General features: G+C 65.9%; 22 protein-coding genes. 16 read left to right on the top strand and 6 right to left on the bottom strand.

Annotation, left to right across the window (positions count from 1 at the left end; genetic code table 11):
- Nucleotides 1-247 precede the first annotated feature (247 nt).
- From IT41_RS08440 to IT41_RS08450, 3 genes are all read right to left on the bottom strand, one after another.
- Nucleotides 248-2026 carry an acyl-CoA dehydrogenase C-terminal domain-containing protein gene (locus IT41_RS08440; RefSeq protein ID WP_036740255.1) on the bottom strand — a complete coding sequence of 593 codons (1779 nt, stop codon included), beginning with the start codon at nucleotides 2024-2026 and terminating at the stop codon, nucleotides 248-250.
- A 24-nt stretch (nucleotides 2027-2050) separates the two neighbouring features.
- On the bottom strand, nucleotides 2051-2440 hold the full coding sequence (locus IT41_RS08445) for a MerR family transcriptional regulator (RefSeq protein ID WP_036740256.1): 390 nt from the start codon (nucleotides 2438-2440) through the stop codon (nucleotides 2051-2053).
- A 136-nt stretch (nucleotides 2441-2576) separates the two neighbouring features.
- Nucleotides 2577-2975: a MerR family transcriptional regulator gene (locus IT41_RS08450; RefSeq protein ID WP_036740258.1), complete on the bottom strand. Its 399-nt coding sequence runs from the start codon at nucleotides 2973-2975 to the stop codon at nucleotides 2577-2579.
- Between the two features lie 140 nt (nucleotides 2976-3115).
- On the opposite strand from IT41_RS08450, the gene IT41_RS08455 reads away from it, so the two are divergent.
- Genes IT41_RS08455 through IT41_RS08465 form a run of 3 tightly spaced genes read left to right on the top strand, consistent with a single transcriptional unit; the run spans nucleotide 3116 to nucleotide 5390 of the window.
- The gene (locus tag IT41_RS08455; RefSeq protein WP_052081354.1) at nucleotides 3116-3550 is read left to right on the top strand and encodes a PaaI family thioesterase; all 435 of its coding nucleotides are present in this window, start codon (nucleotides 3116-3118) and stop codon (nucleotides 3548-3550) included.
- 1 nt (nucleotide 3551) lies between these two features.
- Nucleotides 3552-4055: a PaaI family thioesterase gene (locus tag IT41_RS08460; protein ID WP_036740259.1), complete on the top strand. Its 504-nt coding sequence runs from the start codon at nucleotides 3552-3554 to the stop codon at nucleotides 4053-4055.
- A gap of 3 nt (nucleotides 4056-4058) precedes the next feature.
- The gene (locus IT41_RS08465; RefSeq protein WP_036740261.1) at nucleotides 4059-5390 is read left to right on the top strand and encodes an MATE family efflux transporter; all 1332 of its coding nucleotides are present in this window, start codon (nucleotides 4059-4061) and stop codon (nucleotides 5388-5390) included.
- A 69-nt stretch (nucleotides 5391-5459) separates the two neighbouring features.
- Here the strand turns inward: IT41_RS08465 and IT41_RS08470 are convergent, their stop codons facing one another.
- Entirely contained in the window at nucleotides 5460-5774 is a 315-nt protein-coding gene (locus IT41_RS08470; protein WP_036740262.1) for a DUF1476 domain-containing protein, read from the bottom strand.
- 148 nt (nucleotides 5775-5922) lie between these two features.
- Here IT41_RS08470 and purC point away from each other — a divergent pair, with 148 nt between their 5' ends.
- The 9 genes from purC to rnr all read left to right on the top strand — a co-directional run bounded on the left by purC (nucleotide 5923) and on the right by rnr (nucleotide 16219).
- Complete coding sequence (gene purC, locus IT41_RS08475) at nucleotides 5923-6687, top strand: phosphoribosylaminoimidazolesuccinocarboxamide synthase (RefSeq protein WP_036740263.1); 765 nt, start codon at nucleotides 5923-5925, stop codon at nucleotides 6685-6687.
- Between the two features lie 11 nt (nucleotides 6688-6698).
- Nucleotides 6699-6950, top strand: coding sequence for a phosphoribosylformylglycinamidine synthase subunit PurS (gene purS / locus IT41_RS08480; protein ID WP_036740264.1), 252 nt, complete (start codon nucleotides 6699-6701; stop codon nucleotides 6948-6950).
- Nucleotides 6951-7028: 78 nt separating this feature from the next.
- Complete coding sequence (locus tag IT41_RS08485) at nucleotides 7029-7898, top strand: LysR family transcriptional regulator (RefSeq protein WP_036740435.1); 870 nt, start codon at nucleotides 7029-7031, stop codon at nucleotides 7896-7898.
- 81 nt (nucleotides 7899-7979) lie between these two features.
- Nucleotides 7980-8459, top strand: a complete 480-nt coding sequence (locus IT41_RS08490; RefSeq protein WP_036740265.1) for a formate dehydrogenase subunit gamma — start codon at nucleotides 7980-7982, stop codon at nucleotides 8457-8459.
- Nucleotides 8456-9982, top strand: a complete 1527-nt coding sequence (locus tag IT41_RS08495; RefSeq protein WP_036740266.1) for a formate dehydrogenase beta subunit — start codon at nucleotides 8456-8458, stop codon at nucleotides 9980-9982. The genes IT41_RS08490 and IT41_RS08495 overlap by 4 nt, the downstream gene beginning before the upstream one ends.
- Complete coding sequence (gene fdhF / locus IT41_RS08500) at nucleotides 9979-12858, top strand: formate dehydrogenase subunit alpha (RefSeq protein ID WP_036740267.1); 2880 nt, start codon at nucleotides 9979-9981, stop codon at nucleotides 12856-12858. The genes IT41_RS08495 and fdhF overlap by 4 nt, the downstream gene beginning before the upstream one ends.
- Nucleotides 12859-12862: 4 nt before the next feature.
- A complete protein-coding gene (gene fdhD, locus IT41_RS08505) occupies nucleotides 12863-13681 on the top strand; it encodes a formate dehydrogenase accessory sulfurtransferase FdhD (protein WP_052081355.1) in 819 nt (272 codons plus the stop codon).
- Nucleotides 13674-13898, top strand: coding sequence for a formate dehydrogenase subunit delta (locus tag IT41_RS08510; protein WP_036740269.1), 225 nt, complete (start codon nucleotides 13674-13676; stop codon nucleotides 13896-13898). Before fdhD ends, IT41_RS08510 begins: the two co-directional genes overlap by 8 nt.
- Before the next feature lie 53 nt (nucleotides 13899-13951).
- Nucleotides 13952-16219, top strand: a complete 2268-nt coding sequence (gene rnr, locus IT41_RS08515) for a ribonuclease R (RefSeq protein WP_036740271.1) — start codon at nucleotides 13952-13954, stop codon at nucleotides 16217-16219.
- A gap of 60 nt (nucleotides 16220-16279) precedes the next feature.
- On the opposite strand, the gene IT41_RS08520 is transcribed toward rnr, so the two are convergent.
- Both IT41_RS08520 and IT41_RS08525 read right to left on the bottom strand, forming a co-directional pair.
- Nucleotides 16280-17590, bottom strand: coding sequence for a short-chain fatty acid transporter (locus IT41_RS08520; protein WP_036740272.1), 1311 nt, complete (start codon nucleotides 17588-17590; stop codon nucleotides 16280-16282).
- A 160-nt stretch (nucleotides 17591-17750) separates the two neighbouring features.
- The gene (locus IT41_RS08525) at nucleotides 17751-19349 is read right to left on the bottom strand and encodes a phosphoenolpyruvate carboxykinase (RefSeq protein ID WP_036740274.1); all 1599 of its coding nucleotides are present in this window, start codon (nucleotides 19347-19349) and stop codon (nucleotides 17751-17753) included.
- 229 nt (nucleotides 19350-19578) lie between these two features.
- Here IT41_RS08525 and IT41_RS08530 point away from each other — a divergent pair, with 229 nt between their 5' ends.
- Genes IT41_RS08530 through IT41_RS08545 form a run of 4 tightly spaced genes read left to right on the top strand, consistent with a single transcriptional unit; the run spans nucleotide 19579 to nucleotide 21700 of the window.
- The gene (locus tag IT41_RS08530; protein WP_036740275.1) at nucleotides 19579-20010 is read left to right on the top strand and encodes an HPr kinase/phosphorylase; all 432 of its coding nucleotides are present in this window, start codon (nucleotides 19579-19581) and stop codon (nucleotides 20008-20010) included.
- The gene (rapZ, locus tag IT41_RS08535; RefSeq protein ID WP_139221645.1) at nucleotides 20000-20965 is read left to right on the top strand and encodes an RNase adapter RapZ; all 966 of its coding nucleotides are present in this window, start codon (nucleotides 20000-20002) and stop codon (nucleotides 20963-20965) included. The genes IT41_RS08530 and rapZ overlap by 11 nt, the downstream gene beginning before the upstream one ends.
- 22 nt (nucleotides 20966-20987) lie before the next feature.
- Nucleotides 20988-21413, top strand: coding sequence for a PTS sugar transporter subunit IIA (locus IT41_RS08540; RefSeq protein WP_036740439.1), 426 nt, complete (start codon nucleotides 20988-20990; stop codon nucleotides 21411-21413).
- Nucleotides 21410-21700 (top strand): HPr family phosphocarrier protein, encoded by a 291-nt coding sequence (locus IT41_RS08545; RefSeq protein WP_036740276.1) that lies wholly within the window; start codon nucleotides 21410-21412, stop codon nucleotides 21698-21700. Before IT41_RS08540 ends, IT41_RS08545 begins: the two co-directional genes overlap by 4 nt.
- The last annotated feature ends 7 nt before the right edge of the window (nucleotides 21701-21707 follow it).

Below are 21707 nucleotides of genomic sequence, written 5' to 3' on the forward strand. Positions count from 1 at the left end.
GGGGCGCTGCCCCCGGACCCCCGGGATATTTTCATGAAGAAGAACGGGGCGCGTTAACCCGAGCGTAACCCTTCACGTCTATAACCGTCGATGCGGTACAGGCTGGGAAGCCGATGACCGCTGAAGGAGAAAGCCCCGCTCCATGGCATTGATGCCTTTGGCCGCGCATGGATCGGGGCGGCTCGTTTCTTCTTCAGTCAAATATCCCCGCCGGAGGCATCCGGCCGTGCCGGCGGGCCCGGAGTTTTCAGAATCGGTCGGCCGCCAGCGCCATGACGGGCTCGGCACCCGATTGAATGCGTGCCAGATGCGTTGCCGTGGCGGGCAGTTCCCGCGCCATGTAATAGCGCCCGGTTGCCAGCTTGGTCTCGTAAAACCCTGCGTCACCGCGGCCCTCGGACAGTGCCTTGCTGGCCGCCGCCGCCATGCGGGTCCACATCAGGCCCAGGGCCACATGGCCGAACATACGCATGAAATCATAGGAGCCGGACAGCGCGGCATTGGGATTCCTTGCGCCGTTTTCCATGAAGAACACGCCTGCCGCCTGCAGGTCCTTCGACGCCGCCTTGAGCGGGTCGAGGAAAGCGGATTTCAGCGCCTCGTCGCCTTCGAGCGATTTGATCGTCTGTTTGACCAGTTCGAAGAAGGCCATGATCGGCTTGCCGCCATCTGCCGCCAGCTTGCGGCCCACCAGATCCAGCGCCTGCACGCCATTCGCGCCTTCGTAGATCATGGTGATGCGGGCGTCGCGCACGAATTGCGACATGCCCTGCTCCTCGATATAGCCATGGCCGCCATAGACCTGCTGCGCCTGTACCGCCGACTCGAAGCCCCGGTCGGTCAGGAAACCCTTGATCACCGGCGTCAGCAGCGAGACCAGCCCGTCGGCCTGTTCGTCGCGTCCCAGACGCGCGCGGTCGATCAGGTTCGCGCCCCAGAAGGCCAGTGCGCGCGCACCTTCGAGAAAGCTCTTCTGCTCCATCAGGTTGCGCCGGATATCGGGATGCACGATCAGCGGGTCGGCCGGACCCGAGGGGTTTTCGGCCCCGGTGACGGCACGGCCCTGCAGGCGCTCGCGGGCATAGGCGACGGCGTTCTGATAGGCATGTTCCGCGATGGCATAGCCTTGCAGTCCGACGCCCAGCCGGGCCTCGTTCATCATCGTGAACATGGCGCGCATGCCCTTGTGAAGATCGCCCAGCAGCCAGCCTCTGGCGCCGTCGAAATTCATCACGCAGGTCGAATTGCCATGGATGCCCATCTTTTCTTCGAGATTGCCCACGCTGACCGCATTGCGATCGCCGAGGGTGCCATCCTGTTTGACCAGGAACTTGGGCACGATGAACAGGCTGATGCCCCTGGTGCCTTCGCCGCCGCCGGGGGCCTTGGCCAGCACCAGATGGATGACGTTTTCCGCCATGTCGTGATCGCCGGCCGAGATGAAGATCTTCTGCCCGGTGATCAGGTAGCTGCCATCGTCCTGCGGCTCGGCCTTGGTGCGCAGCAGGCCCAGATCGGTGCCGCAATGCGGCTCGGTCAGGTTCATGGTGCCGGTCCATTCGCAGCTGACCATCTTGGGCAGATAGGTCTGTTTCTGCTGATCGCTGCCATGGGCATGGATCGCGGAATAGGCGCCGTGGGTCAGGCCCTGATACATGGTAAAGGCCATGTTCGCGGCGGTGAATATCTCGCCCGCGGCCGTGCCGATGACATAGGGCATGCCCTGACCGCCATATTCGGGATCGCAGTCCAGCGCCGTCCAGCCGCCCTCGCGCATCTGGTCAAAGGCGGCGGCGAAGCCCTCGGGCGTATGGACGACGCCGTTTTCCAGCCGGCAGCCCTGCCGGTCGCCGACGGCGTTCAGCGGTGCCAGCACCTCGGAGGCCAGCTTGCCGGCGGCATCAAGGATCGCCTCGGTGAACTCGGGATCAAGATCACCATATGCGGGAAGATCCTGTTTCGAGATCTCCAATACCTCGTGCAACACGAATTGCATGTCGCGGAGGGGGGCGGAGTAGGCGGTCATGGGTTCCTCCTCGGGAAACGGTCGTCAGGTTTCCGTTTTCAGTTTCAGCAGATTGGCCTCGCCCTCGATGAGTTGCTGGCGCAGTTCTTCGATGGCGGCACCCAGTTCGACATATTGGCGTTCCATGTCGGAAAGACGCTCGCGGCCGGTTTTCAATACAGCCTCGGTCTGGGCGATGTTGTGATCGGAGGGATCGTAGAGTTCCAGGAGCTGGCGGATCTGTTCGAGCGAGAAGCCGAAACGCTTGCCGCGCAGGATCAGGGTCAGCCGCGCGCGGTCGGAACGGCCGTAGAGCCGGTGCTGGCCACGGCGCTGCGGAAAGAGAAGCTCGCGCGACTCGTAAAATCGCAGGGTGCGCGGCGTCACGTCGAAGACATCGCACATCTGGCGGATGGTCATCAATTCGGCGCTCATGGCCGATACCCTCCCAGCTCGTTCATTTCACCGCCGCCTGTATAAGCCGGGTTTACGTCTGCGTAACCCGCGACGTCGCGTCAGAAAATGGTCGTCAGGAGGAGGCTACCCCAGATTGGCCGCCCGGTGCCAGATTTCATCCCGCCGAGGCGTCGCCCGCCATCTGGTCCAGCAGGCGCAGCGTCTCGTCGCGCAGCTCGCGCAGGTCCTGCATCGAAGTGTCCAGCTCTTCGCGTTGCTTCTGCAACTGGTCCAGCTGGCGATTGGCCATGCCGATCCAGACGCGATACTGCTCTTGGGTTCCCTTTTCGCCGTAGATCAGCAGCCATTGCCGGATTTCCTCGAGCGAGAAGCCAAAGCGCCGGCCGCGCAGGATCAGCTTCATGCGGGCGACCTCGCGGGCGCCGTAAAAGCGCGAGCGCCCCTCCTTCCGGGGGCTCAGCAGCTCGATATATTCGTAATAGCGCAATGTCCGCGGCGTCACGTCAAAGAGCGCGCACATCTCCTTGAAGGTAATATTTTCGTCATCGGGCATCGTAAGTCTCTATCCCGGGATGCAGGTTCCGGGAAGCCTAGCGTGGCGCAGGGTCAAACTCAACCATGTCGGTGCGGGCTTGCCAGCGGGTATCGGATCGCTACCATCGCCGTGCCGGGACAGCGAAGGACGGGGTGGCGATGCCGGAGCACGAAGACCAGGAGAAACGCAAGCGCATCGCGCGGCAGTTCATCGAGGCGATTCCCCATGCCCAGGCACTGGGGCTGGTGATGGACGATATCGGCCCCGACGGCGCTGCGATCTCGTTGCCCTGGCATGCCGATCTGGTGGGCGATCCGCGCAGCGGGGTGATTCACGGCGGGGTGATCTCGGCGCTGATGGACACCTGCAGCGGGGCGGCGGTGATGGCGCATCCGACCTGTCCCCGCTCGACCGCGACCATCGACCTGCGCATCGACTACATGCGCGCCGCCACGCCCGGGCAGGCGATCCGGGCCAAGGCGCATTGCTATCATGTCACGCGTTCGGTCGCCTTCGTGCGGGCCTGGGCGGCGGATGACGACGAATCGCGCCCCGTGGCCACGGCCACCGGCGCCTTCACCATCGAGCGCTGAGATGGCGGACCGCAACGAACCCCTGGCCGCCATCAAGTCGCGGCGCGACAAGGCGCTGGCCGCACTGGTGGATGGCGTGCCCTATATCCGCTGGCTGGGCATCGCCTTCGACCGGCGCGGGGATGAGCTGACCGCCGTTCTGTCCTATGACCGCAAGCTGATAGGCAACCCGGCGCTGCCGGCCATCCATGGCGGAGTGACGGCGGCATTCCTGGAGGTCACCGCCATTGTCGAGCTGGCATGGACCGCCATCTGGGACGATATGGAAGAGGGGCGCATCGCCCCCGACGCGGCGGTGCCCGACAGCCTGCCGCATCTGCCCAAGACGATCGATTTCACCGTCGATTACCTGCGCTCGGGCCTGCCGCGCGACGCCTATGCGCGGGCGCAGGTGGTGCGGTCCGGGCGGCGTTATGCCAGCGTCCGTGTCGAGGCCTGGCAGGACAATCGCAGCCGGCTTTTCGCGCAGGCGACCGGGCATTTCCTGATGCCGCAGAACGGCTGAGCCATGGCCGGGACGCTTGCGGCCGCCGCGCCGCCGCGCGAGATCACCAATCGCCGCGTGCTGGCGATCGCCCTGCCCATCGTGCTGTCGAATGCGACGATCCCGATTCTGGGCGCGGTCGATACCGGCGTCGTCGGCCAGCTTGGCCGCGCCGCGCCGATTGGCGCGGTCGGCATCGGCGCGGTGATCCTGGCCTCGATCTACTGGATATTCGGGTTTCTGCGCATGGGCACTTCGGGGCTGGTGGCGCAGGCGCATGGCGCCGATGACGGACCCGAGGCGGGGGCGCATCTGCTGCGCGCGCTGGCCATCGGGCTGGGCGCCGGGCTGGCGCTGATCGCGCTGCATGTGCCGCTGTTCGCCGCGGCCTTCCGGCTGGCCCCGGCCTCGGCCGAGGTCGAGCATCTGGCCCGGCAATATCTGGCGATCCGGATCTGGGGCGCGCCGGCCACGATCGCGATCTATGCGGTGACCGGCTGGCTGATCGCGATCGAGCGGACGCGCGCGGTGCTGGTCCTGCAACTGCTGATGAACGGGCTGAATGTGGGGCTGGATATCTGGTTCGTCCTGGGGCTGGGCCAGGGCGTGGGCGGCGTTGCGGCGGCGACGCTGATCGCGGAATGGTCCGGGCTGGCCCTGGGGCTGTGGTTCGCGCGCCACGCGCTTCGCGCCGCCTGGGGCCGGGCCGGGCTCTGGGCGCGCGACCGGGTCGAGCGGCTGGTGCGGGTGAACGGCGATATCCTGATCCGTTCGGTCCTGTTGCAGGGCTCGTTCACCAGCTTCATGTTTCTGGGGGCGGGGCTTGGCGATGTCACGCTGGCCGCCAATCAGGTGCTGATGCAGTTTCTGGGATTCGTCGCCTATGGACTAGACGGCTTTGCCTTTGCTGCGGAATCGCTGGTCGGGCAGGCGATCGGGGCGGGCCGCGCCGACCGGCTGCGCCGCGCGGTGCGGCTGACCTCGCAATGGGGGGCGGTCGGCGCGGCCGTGCTGGCGGCGGCATTCGGGCTGTTCGGCCCGGCGATCATCGACCTGCTGACCACCGCGCCCGAGGTGCGCGAGACCGCGCGGATCTACCTGCCCTGGCTGGTGGCGGCGCCGCTGATCGGCATTGCCCCCTGGATGCTGGACGGCATCTTCATCGGCGCCACCCGCACGCGCGAGATGCGCAATGCCATGCTGGTCTCGGTCGCGATCTATGCCGGGCTGGTCGTGGCGCTGCCGGTCTTTTTCGGCAATCACGGGCTTTGGGCCGCGGTCATGGCGCTGAACGCGCTGCGCGGGCTGACCCTGTGGCGGCTTTATCCCCGCATCGCACAGGCGGCGGGGGCATAAGCGCGCGCGCCCCGGACCGGCCGAAGCGTCGGGCCGGAGCGTCGGATCATGCGTTCGCGGTGACGGCGATCAGGCCTCGTCGATCAGCTGCTGGCGCGCGATGACGCGCAATTCGCCCATCTTGTCGCGGATCGTGGTTTCGTCGGCGATGCCCTCCAGATCGGCCGCGAGCCTGCGGAACACGTCCTCGTCGCCGGGTTCCTCGAAATCCGAGGCGATCACGGTCTGGACATAGTTGCGGGCATCCTCGTCCTTCTTGCCCAGCAGTCCCGCGGCCCATTCGCCGAGCAGACGGTTGCGGCGCGCTTCGGCCCTGAAGTTCAGTTCGGCGTCGCGGGCGAATTTCGCCTCATGCGCGCGCTTGCGATCGTCAAAGGTGGTCATGGCGGCCTCCGGCTAAGGGGTTGTCCCTGGATCATAGCGCAGGATATGCCCAGCCGGGCGCCCTATCGCAAGCCCGTATTGCCCATGACCCCGTTTCTGGCCTATAGCCGCTGTAACACAGTCACCTTGCAGGCGGGAGACGCGCAGAATGGCACCAAGGCGCAAGAAAATCTACGAAGGCAAGGCCAAGATCCTTTACGAAGGCACCGAGCCGGGCACCCTGATCCAGTATTTCAAGGACGATGCGACCGCCTTCAACGCCCAGAAGAAGGCCACGATCGAGGGCAAGGGGGTGCTGAACAACCGCCTGTCCGAATTCTTCATGTCGGGGCTGACCAATATCGGCGTGCCGAACCATTTCATCCGCCGCATCAACATGCGCGAGCAGCTGATCCGCCAGGTCGAGATCATCCCGCTGGAGGTGATCGTCAGGAACTTTGCCGCCGGATCCATCGCCAAGCGGCTGGGACTCGAGGAAGGCACGCCGCTGCCGCGTCCGATCGTCGAATACAGTTTCAAGAATGACGAGCTGGGCGATCCGATGGTCAGCGAGGAATATATCATCGCCTTCGGCTGGGCCAGCCAGCAGGATCTGGACGATATCGTGTCGCTGGCGCTCCGGGTGAACGATTTCCTGTCGGGCGTGTTCTTCGGCGTCGGCATCAAGCTGATCGATTTCAAGATCGAGATCGGCCGGATCTGGGACGGCGATTTCATGCGTCTGGTCGTTGCCGACGAGATCAGCCCCGATTCCTGCCGGTTGTGGGATGTGAAGACGGCGCAGAAACTGGACAAGGATGTGTTCCGCCGCGACCTTGGCAGCCTGACCGATGCCTATACCGAGGTCGCGCGCCGGCTGGGCCTGATGCCCGCCAATACCGCGACCATCACCAAACCGACGCTGATCAACTGAAAGGCCCGAAAATGAAAGCCCCGTTCAAGGCCCGTGTCACCATCATGCTGAAGGACGGGGTTCTGGACCCTCAGGGCGAGGCGATCCGGCATGCGCTTGGCGGTCTGGGGTTCCAGGGCGTCGAGGGCGTGCGGCAGGGCAAGGTGATCGAGCTGGATCTGGCGGCGGGCGATGCCGAATCGGCCCGGGCCGAGGTGGCGCGGATGTGCGAATCGCTGCTGGCCAATACCGTGATCGAGAAATACGCCGTCGAGATCCTTTGATCCGCCGGACCGGGGCGCTGCCCCGGACCCCGGGATATTTCGGTGAAGAAGAAGGCCGGCGATGCGGGAGGGTGTCGCGTGATCGACCGTCTGTCGATGTTCATGGTTCTGGCGCGCGAGCGGCATTTCGGCCGCGCCGCCGAGGCCCTGGGGATCACGCAGCCGTCGCTCTCATCAGCCATCAAGGCCCTTGAGGAACAACTGGGCGTGCAGCTTGTGCGCCGCGGGTCGCGCTATCAGGGGCTGACGCCCGAGGGCGAGCGCGTGCTGGAATGGGCGCGCCGGATCGTCGCCGATGCGCGCGCCATGCAGGCCGAGATGGAGGCCTCGCGCAGGGGCGTGTCGGGGCTGTTGCGGATCGGCGTGATCCCCACCGCCATGCCCCGCATCGCCGAGCTGACCGGGCCGTTTCTGCGCCGCCATCCCAATGCCGGGGTCTCGATCCTGTCGCGGTCATCGGATGAGATCCGCGATCAGATCGAGGCGCTGGAACTGGATGCCGGCGTCACCTATCTGGACAGCGAGCCCCTGGGCCGGGTGCAGAGTTTGGAACTGTATCGCGAGACCTATTGCCTGATCGCGCGCGACAGCGAGACCGGTCCGGTGAGCTGGGATGACGCGGCGCTGCGGCCGCTTTGCCTGCTGACGCGCGACATGCAGAACCGCCGCATCGTGACCCGGCATCTGCTGGAGGCGGGAGGGGATGCGGCGCCGCGGGTCGAATCGACCTCGATGCTGGCGATCCTGTCGCATGTCGCGACCGGCGACTGGGCGGCGATCCTGCCGCAATCGCTGGCCCAGGGACTGCCGCTGCCCGATGGCGTCAAGGCGCGTGCGCTGACCGGCAACGGGCATCTGGTCGGACTGGTGACGGCGCGCCGCGAGCCGCATCCTCCGCTGGTCGAGGCGTTGCTGCGGGCGGCCCGGTCAATAGATTCTTTCAATTGATAGACGGGACATTGTAATTGTTTTAGCTATCGACGGTCGCTAGTCTGGTTCGACGATGAAAGAGCCAGGACCGACCCAGCCATGACCATGACAGCGTTCTCCGCTGATTCCCGCGAGCGTCTTGACGCCATCATTGCCGCCCATCGTGACCGCGAGGGGCCGCTTTTGCCGATCCTGCACGATGTTCAGGCCGAATGGGGGTTCATTCCCGAAGAGGCGCAGCCGGTGCTGGCCGAAGCCCTGGGGATGACCCGGGCGGAAATTCATGGCGTCGTCAGTTTCTATCACGATTTCAGGGATAAGCCGGCCGGATCTCATGTCCTGCGCCTGTGCCGGGCCGAGGCCTGCCAGTCGATGGGAGCGGATGCGCTGGCCGATGAGGTTCGCGCCGCGCTTGGCATCGATTTCCACGAGACGACGCCGGACGGGCGGCTGACGCTGGAGCCGGTCTTTTGCCTGGGGCTGTGCGCCTGCGCGCCCTCGGCGCAGATGGGCGAGCGGCTGCTGGGCCGCGCCGATCTGGGCAAGGTGCAGCGTATGGTCGCGGAGGCGGGCGCATGAGGGTCTGGGTTCCGCTTGATGCCGCCGCCCGCGCATTGGGTGCCGATGAGATCGCCGCCGGGCTGGCCGGGGAGTTCGATGTCACGCGCAACGGCACGCGCGGCATGATCTGGCTGGAGCCGCTGGTCGAGGTGGAACGCGACGGTGTGCGCCATGGCTACGGCCCGGTTGCGCCCGAGGATGTGCCGGCGCTGGCCGAGGCGATCCGTTCGGGCGCGGATCATCCGCTGGCACTGGGGCCGGTCGATGACCTGCCCTGGATGAAGGCGCAGAAGCGGCTGACCTTCGCCCGCGTGGGCGTGATCGACCCGCTGTCGCTTGAGGAATATCAGGCCCATGGCGGGCTGCTCGGGCTGCGCCGCGCCATCGAGGCCGGGCCGCAGGCCATTGTCGATGAGGTCACCGAATCCGGGCTGCGCGGGCGCGGAGGGGCGGGGTTCCCGACCGGCATCAAGTGGAAGACGGTGGCCGGCGCGCCGGGGCCGCGGAAATACATCGTCTGCAATGCGGATGAGGGCGACAGCGGCAGTTTCGCCGACCGCATGCTGATGGAGGGCGATCCGCTGACCCTGATCGAGGGCATGGCGATTGCCGGCATCGCGACCGGCGCCACGCAGGGTTACGTCTATATCCGCAGCGAATACCCGGATGCGATCCGGATCATGGACGCCGCGATCGTGGCGGCGCGGCAGGCCGGCGTGCTGGGCGCCTCGGTCCTGGGGTCCGGGCATGCCTATGACATGGAGGTGCGCGTGGGCGCCGGCGCCTATGTCTGCGGCGAGGAAACCAGCCTGCTCAACAGCCTTGAGGGGCGGCGCGGCACGGTGCGCGCCAAGCCCCCGATCCCGGCGCTCGAGGGGTTCTTGGGTCGGCCGACCGTGGTCAATAACGTCATCTCGCTGGCCAGCGTGCCCTGGATCATGGCCCATGGCGGGGCGGCGTATGCGGCCTTGGGGATCGGGCGCTCCAAGGGCACGATCCCGATCCAGATCGCCGGCAATGTCCGCCATGGCGGGCTGTTCGAGGCCGCTTTCGGCATGTCTCTGGGCGAGATCGTCAACGAGATCGGCGGCGGCACCGCCTCCGGGCGGCCGGTCAAGGCGGTGCAGGTGGGCGGCCCGCTGGGAGCCTATATCCCGCCCTCGGAATTCGACGTGCCCTTTGGCTATGAGGAACTGGCCGGGCGCGAGGGGCTTTTGGGCCATGCCGGCATCACCGTGTTCGACGACAGCGCCGACATGCTGAAACTGGCGCGTTTCGCGATGGAGTTCTGCGCCGTCGAAAGCTGCGGCAAATGCACGCCCTGCCGCATCGGCTCGGTCCGGGGGGTAGAGACCATCGACCGGATCGCGGCGGGCGACGTTGACGCCATCCCGATCCTGACCGATCTTTGCAATACGATGAAATGGGGTTCGCTTTGCGCCCTGGGGGGCTTTGCGCCCTTTCCGGTGATGTCGGCGCTGACCCATTTCCCCGATGATTTCAGCGGGCGCGGAATGCCGCGCAAGGAGGCCGCAGAATGAAGGATTTCATTATTCCCGACCGCGACATGGGCACGCCCCCGGTCAAATCCGATGTCACCGTGAACCTGACCGTGGACGGCATCGCGGTCGCCGTGCCCGCCGGCACCAGCGTGATGCGCGCGGCCGCCGTCGCCGGCATCTCGGTGCCGAAGCTTTGCGCCACGGATCATGTCAGCGCCTTTGGCTCGTGCCGTCTTTGCGTGGTCGCGATCGAGGGCATGCGCGGCGCGCCCGCCTCCTGCACGACGCCGGTGGCCGAGGGCATGGTGGTCCATACCCAGACCGAGGATATCGCCCGCATCCGCAAGGGCGTGATGGAGCTTTATATCAGCGATCACCCGCTGGACTGCCTGACCTGCGCCGCCAATGGCGATTGCGAATTGCAGGACATGGCCGGCGCCGTGGGTCTGCGCGAGGTGCGTTTCGACCCGGGCGCCAACCATTTCATGCAGCGCGAGGCCGGGGCACCGAACCCCGAATATCGGCCCAAGGACCAGTCGAACCCCTATTTCACCTTCGATCCGGCGAAATGCATCGTCTGTTCGCGCTGCGTGCGCGCCTGCGAAGAGGTGCAGGGCACATTCGCCCTGACCATCGAGGGGCGCGGCTTTGACAGCCGGGTGTCGGCGGGGATGGACAGCGACAATTTCCTGTCCTCGGATTGCGTCAGTTGTGGCGCCTGCGTGCAGGTCTGCCCGACCGCCACGCTGATCGAGAACAAGGTGATCGATATCGGCACGCCCGAGCATATCGTGAAGACCACCTGCGCCTATTGCGGGGTGGGCTGTTCCTTCGATGCGCATATGCGCGGCGAGGAAGTCGTGCGCATGGTGCCCAGCAAGGACGGCAAGGCGAACCGGGGCCATAGCTGCGTCAAGGGGCGTTTCGCCTGGGGTTATGCCACCCATCAGGACCGCCAGACCCGGCCGATGATCCGCGAGAACATCACCGATCCCTGGCGCGTGGTCGGCTGGGACGAGGCGCTGGATTTCGCCGCCTCCCGCCTGAGGGCCGCGCAACGGGATCACGGGGTCGATGCCATCGGTGTCATCACCTCGTCGCGCTGCACCAATGAGGAAACCTATCTGGTCCAGAAACTGACGCGCGCGGTCTTTGGCAACAACAATACCGATACCTGCGCCCGGGTCTGCCATTCGCCCACCGGCTACGGGCTCAAGACGACCTTCGGCACCTCGGCCGGGACGCATGATTTCGATTCCGTCGACGATACCGATCTGGCGCTGATCATCGGCGCCAATCCTACCGACGGCCATCCGGTCTTTGCCAGCCGGCTGCGCAAGCGGCTGCGGCAGGGGGCGGGGCTGATCGTGCTGGACCCGCGCGAGATCGACCTGCTGAAAACCCCGCATATGGGGCAGGGGCTGCACCTGCCCTTGCGGCCGGGCACCAATGTCGCCGTGCTGACCGCCATCGCGCATGTGATCGTGGCCGAAAAGCTTTATGACGAGGATTTCATCCGCAAGCGCTGCGACTGGGACGAATTCGCCGCCTATAGCGAATTCCTGCTGGACCCGCGCCATTCCCCCGAAGAGGTCGAAAAGCTGAGCCGCGTGCCCGCCGATCTGATCCGGCAGGCGGCGCGCGCCTATGCTGCCGCGCCGCGCGCCAGCATCTATTACGGGCTGGGCGTGACCGAACATTCGCAGGGCTCGACCACGGTGATGGCGATCGCGAACCTGGCCATGATGACCGGCAATATCGGCGTGCCGGGCACCGGCGTGAACCCGCTGCGCGGCCAGAACAACGTCCAGGGCTCCTGCGACATGGGCTCGTTCCCGCATGAATATCCGGGTTACCGCCATGTCTCGGACCCCGAGGCGCGGGCGATCTATGAACGCGCCTGGGGCGTCAGCCTGCGCGAGGAACCGGGGCTGCGCATCCCCAACATGTTCGACGAGGCGCTGGCGGGCCGTTTCCGGGGCCTGTATTGTCAGGGCGAGGATATCGTGCAATCCGACCCGGATACGAAACATGTGACCTCGGCGCTGTCGGCGATGGATATCGTCATCGTCCACGACCTGTTTCTGAACGAGACCTCGAATTACGCGCATGTCTTCCTGCCCGGATCGAGCTTTCTGGAAAAGGATGGCACCTTCACCAATGCCGAGCGGCGCATCAACATGGTCCGCCGCGCCATGACGCCCAAGAACGGCTATGAGGACTGGCAGATCACCCAGATGCTGGCCAACCGGATGGGGGCGGGCTGGGACTATACCCACCCGCGCGAGATCATGGCCGAGATCGCGCTGACCACGCCCAGCTTCTCGGGCGTGACCTATGATCTGCTGGACCGCGAAGGCTCGGTGCAATGGCCCTGCAACGAGGCCGCGCCGCTGGGCACGCCGGTCATGCATATCGACGGTTTCGTGCGCGGCAAGGGACGCTTCATCCACACCGAATATGTCGCGACCGAGGAACGCAGCGGCGCCCGCTTCCCGCTGTTGCTGACCACCGGGCGGATCCTTTCGCAATATAACGTGGGCGCGCAGACGCGGCGGACCGACAACACCGTCTGGCACCCCGAGGACGTGCTGGAGATACACCCTTCGGACGCGGAAAACCGCGGCATTCGCGATGGCGACTGGGTGCGCGTGGCCTCGCGCTCGGGGGAAACCACCTTGCGGGCGACGATCACCGAACGGGTGGCGCCCGGTGTGGTCTACACGACTTTCCATCACCCGGCGACCCAGGCCAATGTGGTGACCACGGATAATTCCGACTGGGCCACGAACTGCCCCGAATTCAAGGTGACGGCCGTGCAGGTCAGCCCCTCGAACGGCCCGTCGGACTGGCAGGAGGAGTATCGCAGCCATTCCGAACTTGCCCGCCGCATCCTGCCCACGGCAGCCGAGTAACCCCGTGAGGGACGCAGGCTCCGGCGTGATGCGCTGGCAGGATGGCGGCTGGCTGGAGGCCGCCCCGCCGCCCGCGCCGCAGGAATGTCCGGTGGCCATCGTCATCGACGGCATGTCCCAGGCGGTGCTGATGGCGACGCCGCGGGATCTGCGCGATTTCGCCCTGGGCTTTGCCCTGACCGAGGGGCTGATCGCCGCCCCCGGCGATGTGCTGGACTATGAGCAGGCCGAGGTGCAGACCGACGGTTTCCCGGCGCGAGAGGCGCGGCTTTGGCTGCGTCCCGGCCTTGCCGCCGGGCTGGCCGAACGCCGCCGCAGCATGGTCGGGCCGGTGGGTTGCGGGCTTTGCGGCGTGGACAGCATCGCGGCCGCCCTGCCGCCGGTCGTCCCCGTCGCCTCGGACTGGACGATGCCGCCCCTTGATGTCGCCCGCGCCATGGATGCACTGGCGGGCGGGCAGGTTTTGCGCCGCGAAACCCCCGCGATTCACGGCGCCGCCTTCTGGGACGGCAGCCGCGCCATCACGCGCGAGGATGTCGGCCGCCATAATGCGCTGGACAAGCTGGCGGGCGCGCTGGCGCAGGCCGGCGCGGATGCTGGGCAGGGTGCGATCGTCATGTCCTCGCGCCTGTCTGTCGATCTGGTGCAGAAGGCGGCGCGGATCGGCGCGCCGGTGCTGATCGGCGCCAGCGCCCCCACGGGGCTGGCGCTGCAATGGGCGGAACGCGCCGGCATCACCCTGATCGCGCGTGCGCGCGGCGCGAATTTCGATCTTTACACCCACCCCCGGCGCATCGCCGGCAACCGAGGCCCCGATGTCTGACAATTCCGACAAGCTGATCCGCATGGCCGGCCAGATGGCCGATTTCTTTCGCAGCCAGCCCGACCGTCCCGCGCCCGAGGCCGTGGCCGAGCATATCAACGATTCCTGGACCTATCGCATGCGCCGCGACCTGATCGAGCGGATCGAGGCCGGCGCCGAGGCCGATCCCATCGTGCGCGCGGCCGTCGCCCATATCGAACTGCCGCCCAAGGCATAGTGGCGCCGATTTTGCCCCTGCCGCGCGGGTTTGCGCCGTGATAGCGTGGCGCCATGGCACAGCTTCCCTCCCGACAAGAGATTCTCGACTGGGTATCGGATCATCCCGATGCCACGGCGAAACGCGATATCGCCAAGGCCTTCGGCATCAAGGGCGCCGCCCGGATCGAGCTTAAGCGCCTGCTCAAGGAGCTTGAGGCCGAGGGGCTGCTGGAGCGCCGCCGGCGCCACTACCTTGACGCCGAAAAGCTGCCCCCCGTCACCGTGATCCAGATCCTGCCGCCCGATGCGGATGGCGATCTGTTCGCGCGTCCGATGGAATGGCAGGGCGAGGGGCCGATGCCCCGCATCCTGTATGCGCCGCTCAAATCCGACCCGGCCATTGCCGCCGGCGAACGCATCCTGGCCCGGCTGATCGAGGTCCGGGGCGAGGATCACCAGTATCAGGCCCGGCTGATCCGCCGCATCGGCACCGTGAAGCACCGCATCGTCGGCATCTATCGCGAAAGCCGCAACGGGGCCGAGGGTGGCGGCCGCATCCTGCCCATCGACAAGGGCTCGGACAAGGAATGGCAGGTGCGGCCGGGCGATGCCCATGGCGCGCAGAACGGCGAATTGGTCGAGGCCGAGCAAAGCGGCCCGCGCGGCCGGCTTGGCCTGCCCGTGGCGCGGATCGTGGAGCGTCTGGGCGATCCTTCGGCACCGCGCGCGGTCAGCCTGATCGCCATTCACCAGCATGGCATTCCCGACGATTTCCCCGATGCGGTGATGGCCGAGGCGGATGCCCAGAAACCCGCCACGATGAAGGGGCGCGAGGATTTGCGCCACCTGCCGCTGGTCACCATCGACCCGGCCGATGCGCGCGACCATGACGATGCCGTGGCCGCCGAAACCCATGCGGATGGCGGCGCCACGCTCTGGGTCGCCATCGCCGATGTGGCCCATTATGTGCGCCCGGGCAGCGAACTGGACCGCGAGGCGCGCAAGCGCGGTAACTCGACCTATTTCCCCGATCGCGTCGTGCCGATGCTGCCCGATATCCTGTCGGGCGATCTGTGTTCCTTGCACGAGGGCGTGGACCGTCCGGTGATCGCGCTGCGCATGCGGCTGGACGCGCAGGGCAACAAGACCGGCCACAGCTTTCACCGTGCGATGATGCGATCCGCCGCCAGCCTCAGCTATGAACAGGCGCAGGCGGCCGCTGACGGCAAGCCCGATGCGCAGACCGAGGCGGTGCTGGACAGCGTGATCCGGCCGCTCTGGGCGGCTTATGAGTTGCTGAAATCGGCCCGCGCGCGCCGCCAGCCGCTGGAGCTGGACCTGCCGGAACGCAGGATCGTGTTGACCGGGGACGGGCGGGTGAAATCCGTCAATTTCCGCGACCGTTTCGACGCGCACCGGCTGATCGAGGAATTCATGGTGCTGGCCAATGTCGCCGCCGCCGAGGAACTGGAACGCCTGCGCCGCCCGCTTCTGTATCGCGTGCACGAGGAACCCACGGCCGAGAAGCTGGACGCGCTGCGCGAGGTGGCCGAGGCCTCGGGCTTTACGCTGGCCAAGGGGCAGGTCTTGCAGACCCGGCATCTGAACCGGCTGCTGGAACAGGCGGCGGGGTCGGATTTCGACGAGCTGATCAATATGACCGCGCTGCGGAGCATGCAGCAGGCCTATTATTACCCGGAAAATTACGGCCATTTCGGGCTGGCGCTGCGCTCCTATGCGCATTTCACCTCGCCCATCCGGCGCTATTCCGACCTGATCGTGCACCGGGCGCTGATCCTGGGCCATAAATGGGGCAAGGACGGGCTGTCGGACTGGGATATCGAGAACCTCTCGGACACCGCCAAGCAGATCAGCGATACAGAGCGGCGCTCCATGGCGGCCGAGCGCGACACGACCGACCGCTATCTGGCCGCCTATCTGGCCGACCGGGTCGGGGCCGAGTTTTCGGGCCGGATCAGCGGCGTGCAGAAATTCGGGGCCTTCATCCGGTTGGACGAGACCGGCGCCGACGGGCTCCTGCCCATTCGCGAGATCGGCAATGAATATTTCCACTATGACCCCGATGCGCAGGTGCTGCTGGGGGCCGAGACGGGGCTGGAAATCGGCATCGGCCAGCGCGTGACCGTGCGCCTGTCCGAGGCGGTGCCGCTGACCGGCGGGCTGATGCTGGAACTGCTGGAACTGGAAGGCCGCGCCCTGCCGCAGGGCAGCGGGCGGCGCGGCAAGGGCAAGGGGCCGGTGCGCAAGCGTGCGACGCAGGCCCGGCTGGCCGAACTGAAGCGGGCGCAGAAACGCAGGCGGGTGCGCCGCGCCAGATGACCGGGACGAAAAAAGGCGGGCCATGGCCCGCCTTTTCGTCTTTTCCCGGGATTGCGCGGGCTAAAGAAGCAGCAGCCCCGCGCCGATCACCAGGCCGGTCACCAGCAGCATGACCACGCAGAAACCCATGATGTCGCGCGCCTTCAGCCCGGCAATGCCCAGCATCGGCAGCGCCCAGAAGGGTTGCAGCAGGTTGGTCCAGGCATCGCCCCAGGCCACGCCCATGGCGACGCGGGCGATATCGGCGCCAAGCGCCTCGGCCGCGGGCAGCATGACCGGGGCCTGCACCGCCCATTGGCCGCCGCCCGATGGCACGAAGATATTGACGATGCCGCCGGCGATGAAGCTCCAGAAGGGCAAGGTTTCGGCGGTCGAGATCGAGACGAAGAATTCCGACATGCTGGCCGCCAGGCCCGAGCCGGTCATGATCGCCATGATCCCGGCATAGAAGGGGAACTGGATCACGATGCCCGCGCCGCCCTTGACGGCGTTGTCCAGTGCCGAAAGCAGGCTGCGCGCGGTGCCGTGCAGCACGACGCCCAGGAACAGGAAGATGGTGTTGACCACGTTCAGGTTCAGCCCGCCGCCGCCGGCGAAATACATCACCAGCCAGATCACGCCGGGAATGCCCACCAGCCACATCAGGATGCGGCTGTTCTCCATCCGCTCGGCGGGGGTGTCGGGCGCGATGGGGGCCGGCTCGGGCGCATCCTCGAGCTTGGCGCGATCGACCAGGACGGTGTCCTCGTCGCTGGGCACCATCATGCGGTTGGCGATCGGCATGACGACGACAAGAACCGCGACGATGGCAAGGTTCCACCAGGCAAAGATGGTCTCCGAGGTCGGGATCAGGCCGATCTGATCCTCGGTGAAATGGCCCGGCGTCGAGATGGTCAGCGGGATCGAGCCGGAAATGCCGCCATGCCAGATCACGAAGCCGGAATAGGCGGCGGCGACCAGCAGCCGGTAATCGACCCGGACCTGCCGCGCCAGTTCACGCGCGAAGATCGCGCCCACAACCAGGCCAAAGCCCCAGTTCAGCCAGGCGGCGGCCAGCGACACCAGCGTGACCAGCACCACGGCCGATCCGGCCGAGCTTGCCAGCCCCGCCAGCCGGGCCAGCAGCGCACGCACCGGCGGCGAACTGGCAAGGATATAGCCGGTGACCAGCACCAGCAGCATCTGCATCGAGAATTCCAGCAGTTTCCAGAAACCGTCGCCCCACATGCGGATGACGGCGGTGGGGCTGTTGCCCTCGAAGATCATCGCACAGGCGGCGGCGATGATGGTCAGGACCAGCACGAAGATGAAGGCATCGGGCAACCAACGCTCCATCAGGCGCGTGGCCGGGCGGGACAGGGCGCGCAACATGTTGTGGGGACTCCTTATGTGAACACTCTGGAATGATTGTTGCACAGGATTTTTGAAAGTCCACCATCAGGAATGGCAAAAGCTGTGGGTTGCTGCCGCGCAACGCGAAAAAGGGCGGCCGCGGCCGCCCTTTCATCGCGTTCGTGATATCGGGGCGCGATCAGCCGATGGCGGCGGCGCGCACGTCATCGTCGATCTTGTCGGCATATTGGGCGAAATTGTCGCTGAACATGCCGACCAGCCTCAGCGCCTGGGCGTCATAGGCGGCGGGATCCTTCCAGGTCTGGCGCGGATCCATCAGCCGGTCGTCGACGCCGGGCACCGAGACCGGCACCTCGAAACCGAAATTCGGATCCTTGCGGAACTGGACATCGTTCAGCGAGCCGTCGAGCGCCGCGGTCAGCAGGGCGCGGGTCGCCTTGATCGGCATGCGGTTGCCGGTGCCATAGGCGCCGCCGGTCCAGCCGGTATTGACCAGCCAGCAGCTGGCGCCGGTCGCGGCGATCTTTTGCTGCAGCAGCTTGCCATAGACCTCGGGGCGGCGCGGCATGAAGGGGGCGCCGAAGCAGGTCGAGAAGGTCGGCGTCGGTTCGGTCACGCCGATCTCGGTGCCCGGCGTCTTGGAGGTGAAACCGGACAGGAAATGATACATGGCCTGCGCCGGGGTCAGCCGCGCGATCGGCGGCAGCACGCCATAGGCGTCGCAGGTCAGCATGATGACGTTTCTGGGCTGCCCGCCGACCGAGCTTTCCGAGGCGTTCGAGATCATGTCCAGCGGATAGGCGGCGCGCATGTTCTCGGTGATCGAGCTGTCGTCGAAATCCAGCTCGAGCGTGTCGGGATGATAGACCATGTTCTCGATCACGGTGCCGAATTTCGAACAGGTGGCATGGATCTCGGGCTCGGCCTCGGCGCTGAGGTTGATCGTCTTGGCGTAGCAGCCGCCTTCGAAATTGAAGATGCCCGTATCCGACCAGCCATGTTCGTCATCGCCGATCAGGACGCGCGACGGATCGGCCGAAAGCGTGGTCTTGCCGGTGCCCGACAGGCCGAAGAAAATCGCCGAGTCGTCGGGGTTTCCGATGGCGTGATTGGCCGAGCAATGCATCGGCATGATGCCCTTTTCCGGCAGCAGATAGTTCAGCAGCGTGAAGACGGTCTTCTTGTTCTCGCCGCCATAGGCGGTATTGCAGATCAGGATCATCTTGCGCTCGAAGTTGATCGCGATCACGGTTTCCGAACGGCAGCCATGGCGCGCGGGATCGGCCTTGAAGCTGGGGCAGTTGATGATGGTGAAGCCGGGGGTGAAGCCGGCCAGTTCATCGGCCCTGGGGCGGCGCAGCAGGTTGCGGATGAACAGGCCGTGCCAGGCCAGTTCGGTGACCACCCGCACGTCCAGCCGATGGGCCGGATCGGCGCCGCCGAACAGGTCCTGCACGAAATAATCCTTGCCCTTCATATGTGCCAGCACGTCGGCATACAGGCGATCGAAGGCATCGGGTTCCATCGGGCGGTTGTTTTCCCACCAGATCGTGTTTTCGACGGCGGGGGTGCGCACCACATGCTTGTCCTTGGGCGAGCGGCCGGTATGCGCGCCGGTCGTGACGAGAAGGGTGCCGCCCAGTCCCACGCGCCCCTCGCCGCGCCGCACTGCCGCCTCGATCAGGCCGGGTTCGAGCAGGTTGTAATAGACATTGCCGAGCTCCGTGATTCCCTGGTCTTCAAGACGGCAATTCGGATTGACGCGCGGTTCGGTCATGGCACCTGTGCTCCTGAGAATGGCTCTGGCCGACAACCGGCCGTTGCGGACCTATAGCATGGCATATTCGTTGATAAAGCGCACTTATGGGCAAGGTTAGCGCAACCAGAGTTGGTTAGCGCAATCATTTGCGCAACCTTGGCTTTATGCCTCGGAAATCGTCACAAGGAGGTGCCGCAAGCGGGGCCGCGACGGGATGATTCGCGGTGCCGGACCACAGGGGGAGCCGATGATCCTGCATGCATCCTGCGTCGCCCATTGCGGGCGCGGGCTTCTGATCCTGGGGCCGTCGGGCGCCGGAAAATCGACGCTCGCCCTTGCGATGATGGCGCTTGGCGCGTCTCTCGTGGCCGATGACCGCACCCTGTTGCATGGCGAAGCGGGGCGGATCATGGCCGATTGCCCGCCGACGATCCGCGGCAGGATCGAGGCGCGCGGCGTCGGTATTCTGAAAGCGCAGGCTTGCGGACCTGTCGAACTGGCTCTGGCGGTCGACCTGGGTCAGGCTGAACCGGAGCGTCTGCCACCTCTGCGCCGGTTCGATACTTCCCTGGGGACTCTGCCGCTTGTGCTGGGGGCGGGGCGCGTTCATCTTGCCTCAATATTATTGCAGTATCTTGACGCAGGGCGCGCGGATACGGAACTGGACGATGGTGAATGACGCAATGTCGGAAATGCGGTGGTCGCAGGATGAACAGGCGCAGCGGCTGGTGCTGGTGACCGGCCCGTCGGGCGCGGGGCGCTCGACCGCGATCAATGTGCTTGAGGATCTGGGTTACGAGGCGATCGACAACCTGCCGCTGTCGCTGGTGCCGCGGTTGCTGGACGGGCCGGTGCGGCCGGTGCCTCTGGCGCTCGGGCTGGACGTGCGCAACCGCGACTTTTCGGCCGCCAACCTGATCGAACTGACCGACCGCCTCACCCGTTTGCCCGAATATGCGCCCGTGGTGCTGTTTCTCGACTGCTCGACCGAACAGCTCCTGCGGCGCTTCAACGAAACCCGCCGCCGCCATCCCCTGCGATCCGAGGGCGCGCCTCTGGACGCCATCCTGGCCGAGCGGGACATGCTGGCGCCGATTCGCGCCCGCGCCGATGTGCTGGTCGACACCTCCGAACTGTCGCCGCATGATCTCAAGGCGGAACTGGCGCATTGGTTCGTGACCGAGCCGGGCCGGCGGCTGACCGTCTCGGTGCAGTCGTTCTCCTACAAGCGCGGGGTGCCGCATGGCCTGGACATGATGTTCGACTGCCGTTTCCTGGCCAACCCGCATTGGGAGCCGGAGCTGCGCCCGCTGGACGGCCGCGACGCCTCGGTTCAGGACTTTGTCGCCGCCGATCCCCGATTCGCCGAATTCTTCCAGAAAGTGCGTGATCTTGCACTTTTCACCCTGCCTGCCCATGTGGATGAGGGTAAGGCCCATCTGGCAATCGGCTTCGGCTGCACCGGCGGGCAGCACCGATCTGTCACAATGGCGGAAAAAATGGCGGATGCGCTTGCGAAAGCAGGCTGGCAAGTGTCAATTAGGCATCGGGAACTTGAACGCCGTGAAAAGGCGCCGGCACCTGCGGATGATGGTCGCGAACAAAGCACACATGCAGCCGGTGCCGGGGCTTGACGGCTGTGCGTGGTGGAAGGAATTGATCGGGATTGTCATCGTGGCACATGGGGGGCTGGCGCGGGAATATCTTGCGGCGGTCGAGCATGTTGTGGGGCCGCAAACGGGCATCAGGGCTGTGGCGATCGAGGAAAACCACGATCGGGGCGAAAAGCAGGCGGAAATCTGCGTCGCGGCCGATTCGGTGGATTCGGGCGCCGGCGTGGTCGTGGTCACGGACCTGTTCGGGGGCTCGCCCTCGAACCTGTCCTTGCTGGCCTGTGCTGCGCATAACCGGTCGATCCTTTACGGGGCGAATCTGCCCATGCTGGTCAAGCTGGCAAAATCGCGCAAGATGCCGGTTGCCGATGCCGTGGCGCTGGCCAAGGATGCCGGGCGCAAGTACATCAACAGTTATGACGTCAGCCCGGCCGACATCCTTCCGATCCCAAAACGCGTTGCTTCATGAATGAACAGATGAACGGGGCCGTCACCCTTGAACTGGCGATCATCAACGAAAAGGGCCTGCATGCGCGGGCCAGCGCCAAATTCGTCGAGACCGTCGAGCGATTCGATGCCCAGGCCATGGTCGAAAAGGACGGGATGAGCGTGTCGGGTGATTCGATCATGGGGCTGTTGATGCTGGCCGCGCCGCGCGGCAGCATGATTACCGTCGTCACCAAAGGCGCGCAGGCGGCCGAACTGGCCGATGCTCTGAGCGCGCTTGTCAGAGATTATTTCGGCGAAGGCATGTAGGGGCGGT

This window comes from Paracoccus halophilus, from assembly GCF_000763905.1.
Taxonomy (GTDB): Bacteria; Pseudomonadota; Alphaproteobacteria; order Rhodobacterales; family Rhodobacteraceae; genus Paracoccus; species Paracoccus halophilus.

Coding starts and splice junctions, on each gene's coding strand:
- IT41_RS08440 (WP_036740255.1), bottom strand. CDS start 2,026: ATGACCGCCTACTCCGCCCCCCTCCGCGACATGCAATTCGTGTTGCAC.
- IT41_RS08445 (WP_036740256.1), bottom strand. CDS start 2,440: ATGAGCGCCGAATTGATGACCATCCGCCAGATGTGCGATGTCTTCGAC.
- IT41_RS08450 (WP_036740258.1), bottom strand. CDS start 2,975: ATGCCCGATGACGAAAATATTACCTTCAAGGAGATGTGCGCGCTCTTT.
- IT41_RS08455 (WP_052081354.1), top strand. CDS start 3,116: ATGCCGGAGCACGAAGACCAGGAGAAACGCAAGCGCATCGCGCGGCAG.
- IT41_RS08460 (WP_036740259.1), top strand. CDS start 3,552: ATGGCGGACCGCAACGAACCCCTGGCCGCCATCAAGTCGCGGCGCGAC.
- IT41_RS08465 (WP_036740261.1), top strand. CDS start 4,059: ATGGCCGGGACGCTTGCGGCCGCCGCGCCGCCGCGCGAGATCACCAAT.
- IT41_RS08470 (WP_036740262.1), bottom strand. CDS start 5,774: ATGACCACCTTTGACGATCGCAAGCGCGCGCATGAGGCGAAATTCGCC.
- purC (WP_036740263.1), top strand. CDS start 5,923: ATGGCACCAAGGCGCAAGAAAATCTACGAAGGCAAGGCCAAGATCCTT.
- purS (WP_036740264.1), top strand. CDS start 6,699: ATGAAAGCCCCGTTCAAGGCCCGTGTCACCATCATGCTGAAGGACGGG.
- IT41_RS08490 (WP_036740265.1), top strand. CDS start 7,980: ATGACCATGACAGCGTTCTCCGCTGATTCCCGCGAGCGTCTTGACGCC.
- IT41_RS08495 (WP_036740266.1), top strand. CDS start 8,456: ATGAGGGTCTGGGTTCCGCTTGATGCCGCCGCCCGCGCATTGGGTGCC.
- fdhF (WP_036740267.1), top strand. CDS start 9,979: ATGAAGGATTTCATTATTCCCGACCGCGACATGGGCACGCCCCCGGTC.
- IT41_RS08510 (WP_036740269.1), top strand. CDS start 13,674: ATGTCTGACAATTCCGACAAGCTGATCCGCATGGCCGGCCAGATGGCC.
- rnr (WP_036740271.1), top strand. CDS start 13,952: ATGGCACAGCTTCCCTCCCGACAAGAGATTCTCGACTGGGTATCGGAT.
- IT41_RS08520 (WP_036740272.1), bottom strand. CDS start 17,590: ATGTTGCGCGCCCTGTCCCGCCCGGCCACGCGCCTGATGGAGCGTTGG.
- IT41_RS08525 (WP_036740274.1), bottom strand. CDS start 19,349: ATGACCGAACCGCGCGTCAATCCGAATTGCCGTCTTGAAGACCAGGGA.
- IT41_RS08530 (WP_036740275.1), top strand. CDS start 19,579: ATGATCCTGCATGCATCCTGCGTCGCCCATTGCGGGCGCGGGCTTCTG.
- rapZ (WP_139221645.1), top strand. CDS start 20,000: ATGGTGAATGACGCAATGTCGGAAATGCGGTGGTCGCAGGATGAACAG.
- IT41_RS08545 (WP_036740276.1), top strand. CDS start 21,410: ATGAATGAACAGATGAACGGGGCCGTCACCCTTGAACTGGCGATCATC.